The organism is Streptomyces sp. NPDC107765 (assembly GCF_055657085.1).
The window spans coordinates 263,617-277,223 of sequence record NZ_JBVKBL010000001.1 but is presented as its reverse complement, the minus strand read 5'-3'; the positions used below and the strand labels follow the sequence as shown (position 1 = coordinate 277,223).

General features: G+C 69.5%; 15 protein-coding genes. 7 read left to right on the top strand and 8 right to left on the bottom strand.

What is annotated here, in order from left to right:
* The first annotated feature begins 360 nt into the window (after positions 1–360).
* Positions 361–1,269, top strand: a complete 909-nt coding sequence (locus ACZ7MX_RS01340; RefSeq protein ID WP_472128157.1) for a bifunctional helix-turn-helix transcriptional regulator/GNAT family N-acetyltransferase — start codon at positions 361–363, stop codon at positions 1,267–1,269.
* A gap of 239 nt (positions 1,270–1,508) precedes the next feature.
* On the opposite strand, the gene sigJ is transcribed toward ACZ7MX_RS01340, so the two are convergent.
* Positions 1,509–2,426 (bottom strand): RNA polymerase sigma factor SigJ, encoded by a 918-nt coding sequence (gene sigJ, locus ACZ7MX_RS01335; RefSeq protein WP_472128155.1) that lies wholly within the window; start codon positions 2,424–2,426, stop codon positions 1,509–1,511.
* Positions 2,427–2,527: 101 nt separating this feature from the next.
* On the opposite strand from sigJ, the gene ACZ7MX_RS01330 reads away from it, so the two are divergent.
* Positions 2,528–2,902, top strand: a complete 375-nt coding sequence (locus ACZ7MX_RS01330) for a hypothetical protein (protein ID WP_472128153.1) — start codon at positions 2,528–2,530, stop codon at positions 2,900–2,902.
* Positions 2,903–3,276: 374 nt separating this feature from the next.
* On the opposite strand, the gene ACZ7MX_RS01325 is transcribed toward ACZ7MX_RS01330, so the two are convergent.
* Both ACZ7MX_RS01325 and ACZ7MX_RS01320 read right to left on the bottom strand, forming a co-directional pair.
* Positions 3,277–3,750 carry a hypothetical protein gene (locus ACZ7MX_RS01325; protein ID WP_472128151.1) on the bottom strand — a complete coding sequence of 158 codons (474 nt, stop codon included), beginning with the start codon at positions 3,748–3,750 and terminating at the stop codon, positions 3,277–3,279.
* 233 nt (positions 3,751–3,983) lie between these two features.
* Positions 3,984–4,925, bottom strand: coding sequence for a LysR family transcriptional regulator (locus tag ACZ7MX_RS01320; RefSeq protein WP_472128150.1), 942 nt, complete (start codon positions 4,923–4,925; stop codon positions 3,984–3,986).
* A gap of 90 nt (positions 4,926–5,015) precedes the next feature.
* Between ACZ7MX_RS01320 and ACZ7MX_RS01315 the strand changes: the two genes are divergently transcribed.
* On the top strand, positions 5,016–6,512 hold the full coding sequence (locus ACZ7MX_RS01315) for an MFS transporter (protein ID WP_472128148.1): 1,497 nt from the start codon (positions 5,016–5,018) through the stop codon (positions 6,510–6,512).
* 253 nt (positions 6,513–6,765) lie between these two features.
* On the opposite strand, the gene ACZ7MX_RS01310 is transcribed toward ACZ7MX_RS01315, so the two are convergent.
* The 5 genes from ACZ7MX_RS01310 to ACZ7MX_RS01290 all read right to left on the bottom strand — a co-directional run bounded on the left by ACZ7MX_RS01310 (position 6,766) and on the right by ACZ7MX_RS01290 (position 11,081).
* Positions 6,766–7,374, bottom strand: a complete 609-nt coding sequence (locus ACZ7MX_RS01310; protein ID WP_472128146.1) for a DinB family protein — start codon at positions 7,372–7,374, stop codon at positions 6,766–6,768.
* A gap of 184 nt (positions 7,375–7,558) precedes the next feature.
* Positions 7,559–8,332, bottom strand: a complete 774-nt coding sequence (locus ACZ7MX_RS01305; RefSeq protein ID WP_472128144.1) for a class I SAM-dependent methyltransferase — start codon at positions 8,330–8,332, stop codon at positions 7,559–7,561.
* A 181-nt stretch (positions 8,333–8,513) separates the two neighbouring features.
* Positions 8,514–8,837, bottom strand: coding sequence for a winged helix-turn-helix transcriptional regulator (locus ACZ7MX_RS01300; RefSeq protein WP_472128142.1), 324 nt, complete (start codon positions 8,835–8,837; stop codon positions 8,514–8,516).
* Between the two features lie 132 nt (positions 8,838–8,969).
* Positions 8,970–9,875 (bottom strand): NADP-dependent oxidoreductase, encoded by a 906-nt coding sequence (locus ACZ7MX_RS01295; RefSeq protein WP_472128140.1) that lies wholly within the window; start codon positions 9,873–9,875, stop codon positions 8,970–8,972.
* Positions 9,876–10,010: 135 nt separating this feature from the next.
* Positions 10,011–11,081, bottom strand: coding sequence for an alkene reductase (locus ACZ7MX_RS01290; protein ID WP_472128138.1), 1,071 nt, complete (start codon positions 11,079–11,081; stop codon positions 10,011–10,013).
* 397 nt (positions 11,082–11,478) lie between these two features.
* On the opposite strand from ACZ7MX_RS01290, the gene ACZ7MX_RS01285 reads away from it, so the two are divergent.
* The 4 genes from ACZ7MX_RS01285 (at position 11,479) to ACZ7MX_RS01270 (ending at position 13,569) form a co-directional block, all read left to right on the top strand.
* Positions 11,479–12,066, top strand: a complete 588-nt coding sequence (locus ACZ7MX_RS01285; RefSeq protein WP_472128136.1) for a MarR family winged helix-turn-helix transcriptional regulator — start codon at positions 11,479–11,481, stop codon at positions 12,064–12,066.
* A gap of 81 nt (positions 12,067–12,147) precedes the next feature.
* Positions 12,148–12,285 (top strand): hypothetical protein, encoded by a 138-nt coding sequence (locus tag ACZ7MX_RS01280; RefSeq protein ID WP_472128134.1) that lies wholly within the window; start codon positions 12,148–12,150, stop codon positions 12,283–12,285.
* A 193-nt stretch (positions 12,286–12,478) separates the two neighbouring features.
* Complete coding sequence (locus ACZ7MX_RS01275) at positions 12,479–12,757, top strand: IPT/TIG domain-containing protein (protein ID WP_472128132.1); 279 nt, start codon at positions 12,479–12,481, stop codon at positions 12,755–12,757.
* Between the two features lie 197 nt (positions 12,758–12,954).
* Positions 12,955–13,569: a DUF3995 domain-containing protein gene (locus ACZ7MX_RS01270; protein ID WP_472128130.1), complete on the top strand. Its 615-nt coding sequence runs from the start codon at positions 12,955–12,957 to the stop codon at positions 13,567–13,569.
* Positions 13,570–13,607 lie beyond the last annotated feature (38 nt).

The following is a 13,607-nucleotide window of genomic DNA, read 5'->3' as shown; positions in this document are numbered from 1 at the left end:
CTCAGCGCGCAGAGAGCGAGCCATCCTCGTTGGCCCCGACCGGCTGCGTGCGCCAACGGCCTGCTGAACTGGCCGCCGGATCAGGTGACTTCACCTGGCGGACCATGGGCGGTCGATCGGCGGGAGCACAGCCGGATTGCGGCGGCTGTGCCAGTGCCGTGAAACCACTGATCAGTGATCAGCCAGGACCAGGACCAGGACCAGGGCCAGGGCCAGGCGTCCTTTCCTATGGCGTGTGCGCTCGTCCAACGGTTCAGGTGAGTCAGGTTGAGGCGCTTGGCGCACGGCGAATGTGCGGCACGGGGCCACTTCGCACCAACCGCTTTGACTCATCCATCATTACCTGACTAAGGTCAGAGAATGTCGACGGATCAGGATCATGATCAGGCAGAGCAGGTAGGACAGGTACGGCGCTTCAACCGAACGGTCGCCGAGCGTGTGGGAGTGCTGCACGATCACTATCTGGGCGGTGCGCGCCCCTATGGGCAGGCCCGGCTGCTCTGGGAGATCGACGACGAGGGCACGCACGACGTCCGCAGCGTACGGGCCCGGCTCGGCCTCGACTCCGGCTACGTGAGCCGGCTGCTACGGGCGCTGGAGCACGACGGCCTCGTCGCCGTCGAGCCCCACCCCCGCGACCGGCGAGTACGCACCGTTCGGCTGACCAAGGCCGGGCGGGAGGAGCGCGCTCTTCTCGACGACCGCAGCGACGCACTCGCCGCATCACTCCTTGACCCACTCGATGCCAAGCAGCGGGACCGGCTGACCTCGGCCATGGCAGAGGTCGAGCGACTGCTGACCGCCTCGGTGGTCTCCTTGGAAGTGCTCGACCCGGACCACCCGGACGCCGTGCACTGCCTGCGGTCCTACGCCGCCGAACTGCAGGAACTCTTCGACGGCGGCTTCGACCCCGCAAACACCCTGCTGCCCGACCCGGGCGAACTGCGCGCACCACGCGGCCTGTTCCTCGTCGCCCGGCTGCACGGCCAACCGGTGGGCTGCGCCGGGCTCAAGCTGCCGACCGGAGCCCCCGCCGAGATCAAACGGCTGTGGGTCTGCCCCCGCACCCGAGGGCTCGGCCTGGCCCGGCGCCTCCTCTCCGAACTTGAGGAACGCGCCGCCCGGCACGGAAGTGATCTGGTGCGGCTCGACACCAACAAAGCCCTGGAAGCAGCCACCCGTCTCTACCGCAACAGCGGGTACGCCGAGGTCCCCGCCTTCAACGACGAGCCCTACGCCCATCACTGGTTCGAAAAGCGGCTCACCTGAAACGAGGACCGTTTCAGTCGGTGAGTCGGTGAGTCGGTGGTAGCGGTAGCCGATAAGGGCTGCGGCTGCGGCTGCGGTTACGTCCGGGACCCGTTGCTCGGCACCCCACGCGACATCGGGGCCTGTCAGGGCCTTGCCAGTGCCTTGCCGTGGCCTTGCCTACCAGTCAGTCCGCCTTTCGACTGTCTCCGGTTCCTTCCCCGGTGGCCGGTGCGTGGAGTCCGCCGGACAGGCTCCAGTTAGCCTTCCCGCGCCCACGGCCGTAGCTTCTCCGGATTGCGGACCACCCAGATCCGCGTGACGCGCCCGTCGGAGACGTCGAAGGAGGCCACGGTCACGACGACGCCGGCGCGCTGGGCCACCAAGCCCGGGACACCGTTGACCGATCGCTCCAGGAGTTCGAGCCCCGGAGCCTTGTCGGCAATCGCGACCATGTACTGGGCGATGCGCGCGCCGCCCTCGACCGGGCGCAGGACGGTGCCGACCATGCCGCCGCCGTCGGCGGTCATCACGGCAGCCGGGTTGAGGAGACCGACGAGAGCTGCGATGTCCTTGCTCTCCCATGCCTCTTTGACGTGCCTCACCACATCGGCCTGGCCGGTCGCGGTTGCCGGAGCGGGCGGGATGCTCACCCGCCGCCGGGCGGAGGACGCCAGCTGCTTGCAGGCCGCGGGGGTGCGGCTGAGAACGTCGGCGATCTCGGCGAACGGGTACCGGAAGACCTCGTGCAGGACGAACGCCACCCGCTCGGCGGGGGTCATGGACTCCAGGACGACCAGGAAGGCCATGGCCACCGACTCGTCCAGAACGATCTGGTCGGCGGGGTCCGCGGGACCGGCAGGGTGGGCACCGCCCGCGGGGTCCCACTCGTTGCGGTCGGGCAGCGGCTCGGGCAGCCAGGCGCCGACATAGCGTTCACGGCGGGCCCGCGCCGAACCGAGCAGGTCCAGGCAGATGCGGCTGGTCACCGTCGTCAGCCAGGCACCGGGGGACAGGATCTCCTCCTGCCGGCTTCGCGGCAGCCCGTACCAGCGTGCGTAAGCATCCTGTACGGCGTCCTCTGCCTCGGTCACCGAACCGAGCAACCGGTACGCCACATTGATCAGTTGGCGTCGCTCGCCGGCGATCTCATCGGCGCCGGTCCCGACAGTCCCCATGCTTTCGGCCGCCCCCTCGCCTTACCTTTTGCCGGCCCGCGTCGTCGGGCTGGTGAGACCTTATCGATCCACTGCCCGAGGGCGGAAAAGGGGACTGTGACATGGCCACTCAGGTGACGGCGACGGCGCACGCACCGCGCAGCTTCTCGTTCCTGCAGATCGCGATCGCCCTGCAGACCCTGACCATCTTCGTTCAGGCGGTCTCCGCCGGACTGCTGCTGACCTCGTCCTACGGAGAGACGCTGCACAGCGTCGGAGCCCGGGTGATGTACGGGGCCGCGATGCTGTATGTGCTCGCGGCGGTGCTGGCGTGGAAGCCGGGCGGTGGCTCGCCCCGGCCTGTCTGGCACGCGTCAGGGTTCCTCGTACTCGCCTCGGTCCAGGTCGTGCTGGGCATCGCGCACGTTCCTTCGGTCCATCTCCCCCTGGGTGTCTTGATGTTCGGTCTGAGTGTGCTGGCGCTCGCCCGGCGCTGAGGTCCGATTGCGCACTCAGCGTGCCTGGTGCCCGTACCGTGTTCGCTCATGGGGAGTTGTCGGACCCGGTCGCCGTCCGTGTGCGGGAGGAGACCGGGGCCGGATTCCAGCGAATGACTGTCGTCGGAGGTCATGTCGACCGGATCAAGAGGCTCAAGCGCCCGATGTTCGGCCGCGCAGGGTTCGCAAGAAGTGGACCGGAGCCCCATTCCGGGGTCCTGGCGCCACTTCTGGGGTGCAGTCACGATTGGTGATCCCGTGAGGGGTGTTGCACGGCACATACAAGAGGCCCCAGCAGACCCCAGCAGGTCTCGGCGTCGTCGAGCGCCTGGCCGTACGCGGCAGTCGAAGCGGGAGTTGGCGGGGGTCACCCGTCACTGGTCATCGAGAGGTGGCTGTCGGGCGAGGAACTCCTCGAACGCCGCCTTCTGCTTCGGAGCCATGAAGCCCTGGCGGACATCGCGAGCCTGCGCTTGGAGCCAGTGCGCCTCGTCGGGGTTCAGGAGTTCGGCGACCACCACGCCTCCCCGAGCGACCGCCGTGCGCCCTCCCACGCGACGACGAAAGAGCGTGAACGCACCGAATTCCGCCGGGTGGGCCAGTTCCGGCCTTTGCGCTTCAGCTCGGTTCTCGTCCCCTCTGTCACTCATCGGGTAAGCGGCGGGGGCCCAATGCTCCCAGAGCGCCAGCGTGGCCGCGGGCACCAGCACGGCGTGCTCCGCCTCTTGACGCCCTTCCCACATGAACGTGACTCTGACGGGTTCGCCGACCGCCTCGGCCAGCCCGAGCACCCTCTCCACCTCATCGTTGATCGGGTAATCCACCACTACATCGATCTGAACTCCCATGGTGCCTGAGGCTACTGGCCGCTTCCGACATCTCAGGCTCGCTGCTCCCGCTCCGGCTCCCGCTCATCGTCGACCACAGCGCGAAACCGGGGACGTGACCGACTGAGCGCCTGTCCGAGGCAATATTGCGACGGGAGATCAACCGCTCCACACCATGTGCATGGGGACCAGAGCGGCGCGCCGTCGGCCCACCCCGCCGCGGAGCCGTTGCCTGTTCACGATGCCTTCGTTGATCATGAAGCCTTCGCCGCACGTGCCGTGGCGGTGGCCTCGGGCAGGGGGGCCGCGCGGCGGGCCACGTCGAGGAGGACGCGCAGAGTGCGTTCGGCCGGTCCGAGCCGTGGCCGCCACTGGGCGACGATGCTGACCGGGCGGATCCGCTCCGCCAGGCGCAGCGTCACCAGCTCACCCTCCTGCAGCTCCCGGGTAACTGCCAGTTCCGGCAGAAGCGACAGCCCGTGCCCGTGCCCGGTCAGCCGCAACAGTGCCGACAAGGAGCCCTGAATCATGGCCAGTTGAGCCCCGGCCAGCAGATCCCGCCCGAAGCGGTCCACCAGCATCTCTGAGGTGCAGCCCCTCTCGGCTACCAGGAAGTCGTACCCCAGCAGCTGTTCCGGCGTGACCTCCTCCTCCCGGGCCAACGGATGACTGGGCCTCGCCACCACAACCGTCCGGTCGTGTCCCACCACCGCATGCGGGCCGAGCGCACGCATGCCGTTGTCGTACTGGAAGACCACATCCAGCTCGCCCGCGCCGAACGCCTGCTCCAGCGTCCGCCGGTTGGCGACCGTCAACTCCATGTCCGCGCCGTCCTCCGCGCCGTCCTCCGTGCTGCCCGCGCTGTACTCCAACGCGGCCAGCACCTCCGGCATCCACACGTGCGCCAGCGATTCCTGCGCCCCGATCCGCAGCCGCGGCCGACCACCGCGCGCCACCCGGCGCATCTGCTCCTCCAGCTCCAGGGCCTCGCGCGCGTACGGCAGCAGCCGGGCGCCGGCCTCGCTGAGCACCGACCCCGCGCCCTGGCGCACCAAAACGCTCACCCCGAGGTCCGCCTCCAGCCGCTTGAGCTGGGCGCTGAGGCTGGACTGGGCGTATCCCAACGCCTGTGCTGCGGAGGAGATGCCACCGTGGTCGGCGACCGCGACGAAAGCGCGCAGATAGCGGGAGTCCACGACAGCAGCATAACGCCCATCGGACTTTCCGATGGGGGTATCGGAGATACGACGTCGCAGGCCAGCGGCCCGCCGGGGGAGGCTGCCGCCATGACTACCGCCGATCCCCTTTCCTGTCCTTCTGGGCTCGCCGAGCCGGGCCTGACCCCACCAACCGCACCCGCCCAGGCGCCCGCGCCGACCCCACCGACCCCACTGACCGCGCCGGCCCAGGCGCCTGCGTCGACCCCACCGACCGCGTCCGCCCAGGCGCCCACCCCGCCCAAGAGTCACTCCAAGCTGACGTTCGCCGGTATCGCCACCGGCAATCTGCTCGTCCTGCTCGACACCTCGATCCTCAACGTCGCGGTGCCCGACGTGCAGAAGTCGCTGCACCCGGCCACCGCCGCCCTGCCCTGGGCCGTCGACGCCTACACGGTCGTCTTCGCCGGACTGCTGCTGGCCGGTGGTGTCATCGCCGACCGTTGGGGCGCGCGCCGCGTCTATGCCACCGCGCTCGGCTTTTTCGCCGCCCTGTCCGTGGTGTGCGCCTTGGCGCCGAACGTCGGCGCCCTCATCGGCGGCCGCGCACTGCTCGGTGCCGCGGGCGCCGGCCTGGTGCCCGCCTCCCTGGCACTGCTGATCCACCTCAACCCCGAACCCGCGCGCCGCACCCGTGCCATCGGTGCCTGGACCGCGCTCAGCGGCCTGGGAGCCGCCGCCGGACCCGTGCTCGGCGGCGCCCTGGTCGAACTCGGCGGCTGGCGACTGGTGTTCCTGGTCAACCCTCCCATCGCATTGGCAGCTCTGCTGCTGGCCCGTCGACTGCCCGTGCCGCCCCTCCGCGCCACCCGCGCTCTGGACCGACCCGGCCTGGCGCTGTCGACCGCCGGACTCGCTCTGCTCACCTTCGGTCTGGTCGAGGCCGGCATCGAGGGATGGGGCTCACCGCGCGCCCTGGTCCCGATCGTCGCCGCGCTGCTCTGCTTCGTCGCCGTGACCGTCGTGGAACGCCGGGTGGCCGCCCCGGTGCTGCCGCCGGCGTTGCTCGCCCTGCCGAAGGTCCGGGCCGCCATGGTTGCCGCCGCGGTGTCCTGCTTCGCCTACTTCGGCGGCATGTATCTGTTCGCTGTCTGGCTGCAACACACCTATGACCTGACTCCATTCAAGGCCGGTCTCGCCTCCTTGCCGATCGCCTTCCCGGTGTGCGTCATGCCGTTCTTCACCGGCCGGCTCGTCGCCCGCTACGGCTCGCGTCCGATCCTGCTGACCGGCATGTCCGCCTCTGTTGTCTCCGGTGTGTTGCTTGCCTTCTGCACCGGCCATCATCCGCCGCTGCCGCTGATCCTCGCCGTCGAGCTGACGTTGGCCGCGACCGGCACGCTGTCGATCCCCGGCGCCGCCGCCGCGATGGCCGTCTCGGCACCGCCGGAGTACGCCGCAACCAGTCAGGGCGCCCTGAACGGCATCCGGCAGGCCGGCTCGGCGCTCGGCGTCGCGGTACTGGGCACCCTCGGCACCCTGACCACCTCGGGTTACGTCCTGATCTGCATCGGCCTGCTGGCGGTACTGCTGGTGGCCAAGGCGACGGCCAGGCAGGCTACCTGACGATTCATCATCATCACCCGGCACGACGCACAGAACCCGACGCCCCGGGGAATTCTCCTTCCCGCGGGGCGTCAACGCGTGGGCAGTTGCGGATCGCCGGTCGCCGGCCAGAGTTCGCCGGCCAGGGCTCGCCAGCCAGAGCTCACCGGCCAGAGTGCGCCGTGCGAAGGCAGGGCCGTCCCCGCCCCGTCGATGCAAGGTGTTCACCACGTTCGCGGGGTGATATCCCGCCCCCCCGCTCAAGCCACATCAGTCAGCGCCGGCCGAGCGGCGCGCCGTGCCAGCGCCAGTTCGCCCGGCGGGGGCGATCAGGCGTCTCCATGCGACCGGTGGCCCAAAGAAGGGTCGACCACGGGGTGTCGACGACGGGGACGTCGGGGAAGAGCCGCGCGAGGACCTGCTCACTCAGGTCCTGCGGCGGCTCCCACGTACGGTTCAGTCCCTGGGCGATGTCATGGGTGTGGACCAGGGTCTCGACGATGCCCATCGCTGCGAAGCCCTCGGGATCGGTGGCCCCGAAGACGTGGGGAGCCAAGGTAGTTGCGTCGGTGGTGTCGACGGCCATCGCGAGCAGTCCGCCGCAGGCCTCCACGACGGTCAGGAGCCCATCGGGCCCCGCGCCTTGGTCCCCGAAGATGACATTGGCTGGACCGCCCGGTCGATCACTGGAAATGCGCAGGGGGACCCGCGGTACGGCAATGGGCTGCGCGAGCCCGAACCGTAGCGCGTACGTGAGCAAGTCGTCCGCGAGGTGTTCAAGGGTCTCCCAGCACGTCCACTCCAAGCCGTCGGCCCGAGCGTGCCATTGGGGCGCCGGAACGCCTTTCAGGGCGTCGACGCAGTGGGCGACGGCCTGGCGCACGTGCTCTCCGCCCACTGGCATGCGCGGCTCTCCGGACTGAGGCATGCGGAGAGCCTACAGTCGTCGGCGTCCTCGATATCGATCTGCGCCCTCAGGCAGGTGCCAAGCCAACGCGCCTACATCTTCCACGGCACCGTCGTCGTCGCCTCATCCGACTCGGGCTCCGCAGGCGATCCACGACTGGCTAGTCGTCCGAGCCCCCAGCCGACTGAGGCACCTCGACGACGAAGAACAGGAAGCAGGTTTTGGTCGAAAGGTCAGGGAAGTCGTCGGGGAAAAGCTCGCGGGCGGCCGGGTCGGGTTGCGGCTCGCTGATGACGGAGAGGCGGAAGCCGGCGGTGGTGAAGGCATCGGTCATCGCGTGCAACGGCCTGCGCCAGAACTTCATCGGGACGGACTGCCCGTTGAAATTCCAGTCGAAGGTATAGCTGGTGGTCGCGAAATAGTCGGGCCGAGGATCCTCGATGGTGTAGGCCACGAATGGGTGCTCCAGCGACGCGATCAGCCGGCCGCCGGGCCTGAGCACTCGCCGCAATTCGGCCAGCGTCGGCCCCCAGTCCTCCAGATAGTGCAGCACCAGCGAAGCGACCACGTCGTCGAACGCACCGTCGGCGAACGGCAGACGGTCGCGCAGGTCCACCACCTGCAGGTCCACGTCGTCACCCAGCCGCTGCCTGGCCAACGCCAGCATCCCGGCGCTGGCGTCGATGCCGGTGACGAGGGCACCGCGGTCGCGCAGTGCAGAGGTCAGGGGCCCCGAGCCGCAGCCGGCGTCCAGGATCCGACGGCCGGCCACGTCCCCGGCGAGGGCCAACATCGCGGGCCGCTCGTAGTACGCGTTCACGAGGTTGTTCTCGTTCTCCGCCGAGTACGCCTCGGCGAAGCTGTCGTAGTGATTCGCCTGGGCCGCATCCGCGGACTGGCCGAGACTCTCGGGCACCTCGGTTAAGTGTTCCATCGTCGCAGCCTAGTGGTCACATGGCCGGCCGGACAGAACATGGTCCGCCGGACCTGCCGGCGCCATGAGCGAGGACGAGGCCGGGGCCGGAGCCCAGGACGGTGCGGGCGAAGGTGGCTTCAGGCAACGGTGCGTGCGGGGGGACACGGGGGTTGTCTTTTTGGCGGAGTAGCAGGCGGCGCTAGGTGGTGCGGCGCTGTGCCCAGGAGCGGATCTGTTCCAGGGCCGGGAGGAGGGCTCGACCGTCGGTGGTGAGGGTGTAAGTGGCGGGCCCGGGCGGGAGTTGGTCGTGGGTGACGAGCCCGGCCTCTACCAGTTCGCGCAGCCGGTCGGCGAGCATCTTGGTGCTGATCGAGCCAATGGCGCTGTGCAGTTCGCCGTAGCGGGCGGGGCGTGAGGCCAGGGTGTGAAGGATGATTCCGTTCCATTTCTGGCCGAGGACCTCGAACGCGGCGAGGAGGTCCGCGTCGGCGGTCAGCGGCGCAAGGGAGGGCCAGGCAGCCAACGGCTCTTGATCCTCCGTCCTCGGTGATGCGGCAGCGGGGGATGGGCCGCAGCCGGCCGGGGGGTTCCGGCTGCGGCCCGATGCTGCCTTGCCCGCTCCGCAACCCCCCGGACGAAGCGGCAGCATCGCGGGTCAGGGAAGGAGAACGACCTTGCCCTGGTTGCGCCTTGCCTCAAGGTCGGCATGGGCGGTGGCTGCCTGGTCGAGCGGGTAGGTGCGCCAGACGGGCAGGGCGAGCTTGCCGGCGGCGGCCAGTTGCACCAGCTCCGGGAGGGCTTCGCCGGCCTGGTCGGGGCTTCCGGCGCTGAAGCGGACGTCGTGCTGCGCGGCGGACATGTCGGCGATGGTGAGGACGTGTGCGCTGTCGCCGGTCAGGGCGACGGAGCCGGCGAGCACGCCGGCGCCGGAGGCGTCGAAGACGAAGTCGACTCCCCGGGGAGCCGCGGCCTTCACCCGCTCCACCCAGCCGTCGCCGTAGGGGACCGCAGTGGCCCCCAGCGCGGTGACGCGCTCGATGTCGTGCTCGCCGGCCGTTCCGATCACGGTGATGCCACGGGCGACGGCCAACTGCACCGCGATGGTGCCCACACTGCCGCCGGCGCCATGGATGAGGAGGGTCTGTCCTGCCTGCACCGCCAGCTGCCCGAGGACACGGAACGCGGTCTGGCCGACCGTGACCAGCGAGGCGGCGACCTCCCACGACAGCGCCTCGGGCTTGGCCACCGGCCGATCGAGCAGGGCGTACTCGCCGTAGCCGCCGCCGACGGCGGCACCGAGAACCTCGTCCCCCACCGCCGCATTGGCTCCCTCGCCGACGGCATCGACGACACCGGCCGCATCCAGGCCGGGGATCGCGGGGAAACGGGCGGGGACGGTGCCGGCCATCAGACCCGATCGGATCTTGATGTCGAGGGGGTTCACGGAGGCGGCCCGCACCCGGATACGGACCTGGCCAGGGCCGGGCTCCGGGGTGGTGACCTCTGACAGTTGCAGCACTTCGGGCGGACCGTGCTCGGAGAAAGTGATCGCTCTGGACATGGGAAGCTCCCAAAGAGAGGCGGAGGAGAGAGAGGGGACCGCACGCGCTGTGACTTACTGCGCACTGTGCGGTCACGCGGGTGGGGTCGCGCGGGTGGGGCTACGCCGGTAGGGCGACGCCGGTGGGGTCGCCGCTCAGGCGCTGAGGGTGGGGTAGTCGGTGTAGCCGCGGTGGTCGCCGCCGTAGAAGGTGGCCTGGTCAGGGGCGTTGAACGGACCACCGGCGAGCAGGCGGCGCGGCAGGTCGGGGTTGGCCAGGAACAGTGCGCCGTAGGCCACCATGTCCGCGCTGCCGTCCTCGATCAGCTTCAGCGCATCGGGACCGGTGACGTCGGGGTGGGTGAACGGGTTGAGGACGAACGTGCCGGGCCAGACCTTGCGCAGCCGCGGGGTCAGGTCGCGGTCCGGGCCCTCCATCAGGTGCAGATAGGTCAGGTTCAGGCCGGCGAGCCGCTCCAGCAGCGCTCCGTAGACCTCGCCCGGGTTGTCCTCGGACATGTCGTTGTACGGGTTCCCGGGCGAGATCCGCAGGCCGACCCGGTCGCTGCCGATCGCCTCGGCCACGGCCGTGACGACCTCGACGGCGAAGCGGATCCGGCTCTCGGTGTCACCGCCCCAGGCATCGGTGCGGTGGTTGGAGTTGTCCGCGAGGAACTGGTGGATCAGGTAGCCGTTGGCGCCGTGGATCTCCACGCCGTCGAACCCGGCCTCGATGGCGTTACGGGCCGCGTCGGCGAAGTCGGCGATGGTCTGCCGGATCTCCGCCTCGCTCAGCTCCTTCGGCGTGACGTACTCCTTGGGCCCCTCGTGGGTGTAGACCTGCCCCTTGGCGGCCACCGCCGACGGTCCTACGGGCACCAGACCGTCGGGCAGCAGGCTCGGGTGGCCGATCCGTCCGGTGTGCATCAGCTGGGCGAAGATCACGCCGCCCTCGCGGTGCACGGCACCGGTCACCGTCCGCCAGGCCCGCACCTGCCCGGGCGTGTGCAGGCCTGGGGTGTCGGGGTAGCCCTGGCCGACCGGCGAGGGCTGGATGCCCTCGGTGACGATCAGTCCGGCACTGGCCCGCTGCGCGTAGTACGCCGCCATCAGCTCCGTCGGCTCGGCACCGGGCCCGTAGGCACGGCTCCGGGTCATCGGCGCCATTACGAGGCGGTTCGACAAGGGCTTGCCGCCCAGGACGATCGGGTCGAAAGCAGTGGTCATGACTTCTTCCTCGGGGTGAGTGGTGCTGCGCGGCCAGGGAGCTCTGGTGCTTCCCCGGCCTGACTGTGCCTGTCTGAACAAGTAAATCACCTGTCCGAACAAGTAAGTGCCCATCGTTCATTCCCGAGGGATAGGTGTGAGGCGCGTCACGAGCTCAGGGGCCGGGGTGGGAGGTCGCCTCCCGGTGTCGGAGTGGCCGGGTGGTGGGACGGTAAGTAACCCGATCCGCTTGGCCGGTGTGTCTGTACGCGGACGCTCGGGAGCCGCCCGGGTGGCTGGAGCCGGAGCGCTCGACAGGCGGCTACCTACCCGAGCAAGTAACTAGCTCCGTACAGAGACGGCTATCCTGATTACTGTCCGGCCAACTTCAGAGCCGGCCGGGAAGGGGAAGATCCTGATGAGCCGGGCAGCCAACCCGAAGAAACAAGTCCAACCGAGCCGGCCGCCCAAGGAGGCGCCGGACATCTCCAGCGTGCCGGTGCCCGCCGCCGCGCACGTGGGGCCCGTCAGTCACGCGATCTTCCGCGTGGCCCGCCTGCACCGCATGATCGCCGGACAGCTTCTGCGCCGGGTCGGCCTCCACCTCGGCCAGGAACTGGTCATGATGCATCTGTGGGAACTCGGCCCCCAGCGGCAGACCGATCTGGTGCGTCTGATCGACTCCGACGCCGCAACCATGACCCGCAGCATCAAACGCCTGGAAAACGCAGGCTTCGTCCGCCGTCGTCCCTGCCCCGACGACAAACGTGCCACCCTCATCGAACCGACTGCTGCCAGTCAGGCGCTGCGCCGAGAAGTCGAACGCATCTGGGCCGAGCTGGAAGACGCCTCGACCGGCGACCTCTCCCGCGATCAGGTCACCGAAACGCTGGAAACCCTGCGACGCGTCGAAGCCAGCCTCGCCCGCGCTGCCGCACACGCCGACGCGTTTGCCGCGCACGACGACAACACAACCGACAACGTGCGGAAGCCGCAGACGAGTTGAGCGCGTAATTCGTCGTCGCAGTTCACCGCCCACCTCAGGCATCCGGACATGGCAGGGAGTGCGCCTCCCGGAGTGTCCCGGGTGGTGCGCTCCGCTGAATGGAGCGTAGGTCAACCGTCGCCGGCGATCAGCAAGGACGGGCTGCTGGCGTACGTCGCGCGCGACGGCGATGACAGCGTCTCCGCCATCGACCTCACCAGAAGCCAGATCATCGATTAGGTGCCGGGCTTCCACGCGCAGTCCTGGCCGGTGGTCACGCCGGACGACCTCGAAGTCTTTGTGGTCAACAACGGCAATGAGATGGCGCGGGTGCTGCCCGCGCCGTCCGGTGCGTACCCCGACGTGGATCGACGCCACCATCGGGCAGCGCACCACCTGGACCGTAGGCCGCTTCTCCTACCTCCCGGACTCGGTGCTGACGAAGATCAGCCCAACGTCGGGGCCGCTGAGCGGGGGTGGCACTCTGACCGTCACCGGCCGGGGCCTGGTGACCACCACATCGGTGCGCTTCAGCACCGTGGCTGTCCACGCAGTCGGTGACGATCGGCGGCGCGGCGGCCGCCTTTCAGTCATCTCGAACACCCGAATCGCCGCCGTCACTTCCCCCGCCGGCATCCCCGGCCCGGCGAACGTCACTGTGACAACGACGGGCGGCACGATCACCGCGCCCGGGGCCTTCAGCTACATCTGATCGCCGGGGCTGGTCGCCGGATGTGCAGCAGAAGCGGGCGGCGGCGAGTCCGCGAAAGGCCAGGTAGTTGCGGGGGAGGGGGGCGTTCGTAGCGAGGCTGAGTCCGTCACGGGGATGCCGCGAGCTAGCTCCTGCGGCGGAGCTGATCGTCCGTGCGGATGACCTCTCGTCGTCGACGGTCCGGCCACGATGGAGTCATGGCGATCAAGCTTTCCGTGGACGATGCCGCGCGTCCGGCCCCGCGCCAGGCACCCCGCCTTCGGCCGGGCGCCTGGCCGGGGCTCGCTGCTGCGGTATGGGGGCTCCTGTTCGCGGTCCCCAGTTTCGCCTGGGCGATGGGAATGACCTTCGGCGCGCGGACGACGGTGGCGCCGTCCCTGGTGAAGCTCGCTGATGATCGGGTGGCGTGGTTCGTGGCCGTCTTGTGGGTGACCGGTCTCCTGAAGGTCGTTGGGGCCCTGATCGGTATCGGCCTGACACGCCGGCGCGGCAGACGGATCGGCCGTCTCATGGTGTTCTGTGGCGGCGGCGCGGCGGTACTGCTCGTCTGGCACGGTTGTCTCTTCGTTGCCCACGGAGCGCTGGTTGAGCTCGGGATCCGCTCTGTCGCGCCCGATCTGGCCGGGCTGACCCGCTGGTACCTCTGCGTGTGGGGACCGTGGTTCATCGTCGGCGGTCTGGCTTTCGCCGCCGCCACCGCGCGGTACGTCCGCCGACTGGATGTCCGGGGTGAGCTGCGACGCTACGGTGCTGTGGGGACGCTGGGTGCGTTGCTCCTGTCGTTGGCATCGATGGGCACCGGCATCGGCTGATGACTGTCGCACAGCCGCCGGCTACCGGTGACGTGACC

What these genes read in the sequence shown, in the direction of transcription:
- ACZ7MX_RS01340 (WP_472128157.1), top strand. Translation starts at nt 361, where the DNA reads ATGTCGACGGATCAGGATCATGATCAGGCAGAGCAGGTAGGACAGGTA.
- sigJ (WP_472128155.1), bottom strand. Translation starts at nt 2,426, where the DNA reads ATGGGGACTGTCGGGACCGGCGCCGATGAGATCGCCGGCGAGCGACGC.
- ACZ7MX_RS01330 (WP_472128153.1), top strand. Translation starts at nt 2,528, where the DNA reads ATGGCCACTCAGGTGACGGCGACGGCGCACGCACCGCGCAGCTTCTCG.
- ACZ7MX_RS01325 (WP_472128151.1), bottom strand. Translation starts at nt 3,750, where the DNA reads ATGGGAGTTCAGATCGATGTAGTGGTGGATTACCCGATCAACGATGAG.
- ACZ7MX_RS01315 (WP_472128148.1), top strand. Translation starts at nt 5,016, where the DNA reads ATGACTACCGCCGATCCCCTTTCCTGTCCTTCTGGGCTCGCCGAGCCG.
- ACZ7MX_RS01305 (WP_472128144.1), bottom strand. Translation starts at nt 8,332, where the DNA reads ATGGAACACTTAACCGAGGTGCCCGAGAGTCTCGGCCAGTCCGCGGAT.
- ACZ7MX_RS01295 (WP_472128140.1), bottom strand. Translation starts at nt 9,875, where the DNA reads ATGTCCAGAGCGATCACTTTCTCCGAGCACGGTCCGCCCGAAGTGCTG.
- ACZ7MX_RS01290 (WP_472128138.1), bottom strand. Translation starts at nt 11,081, where the DNA reads ATGACCACTGCTTTCGACCCGATCGTCCTGGGCGGCAAGCCCTTGTCG.
- ACZ7MX_RS01285 (WP_472128136.1), top strand. Translation starts at nt 11,479, where the DNA reads ATGAGCCGGGCAGCCAACCCGAAGAAACAAGTCCAACCGAGCCGGCCG.
- ACZ7MX_RS01270 (WP_472128130.1), top strand. Translation starts at nt 12,955, where the DNA reads ATGGCGATCAAGCTTTCCGTGGACGATGCCGCGCGTCCGGCCCCGCGC.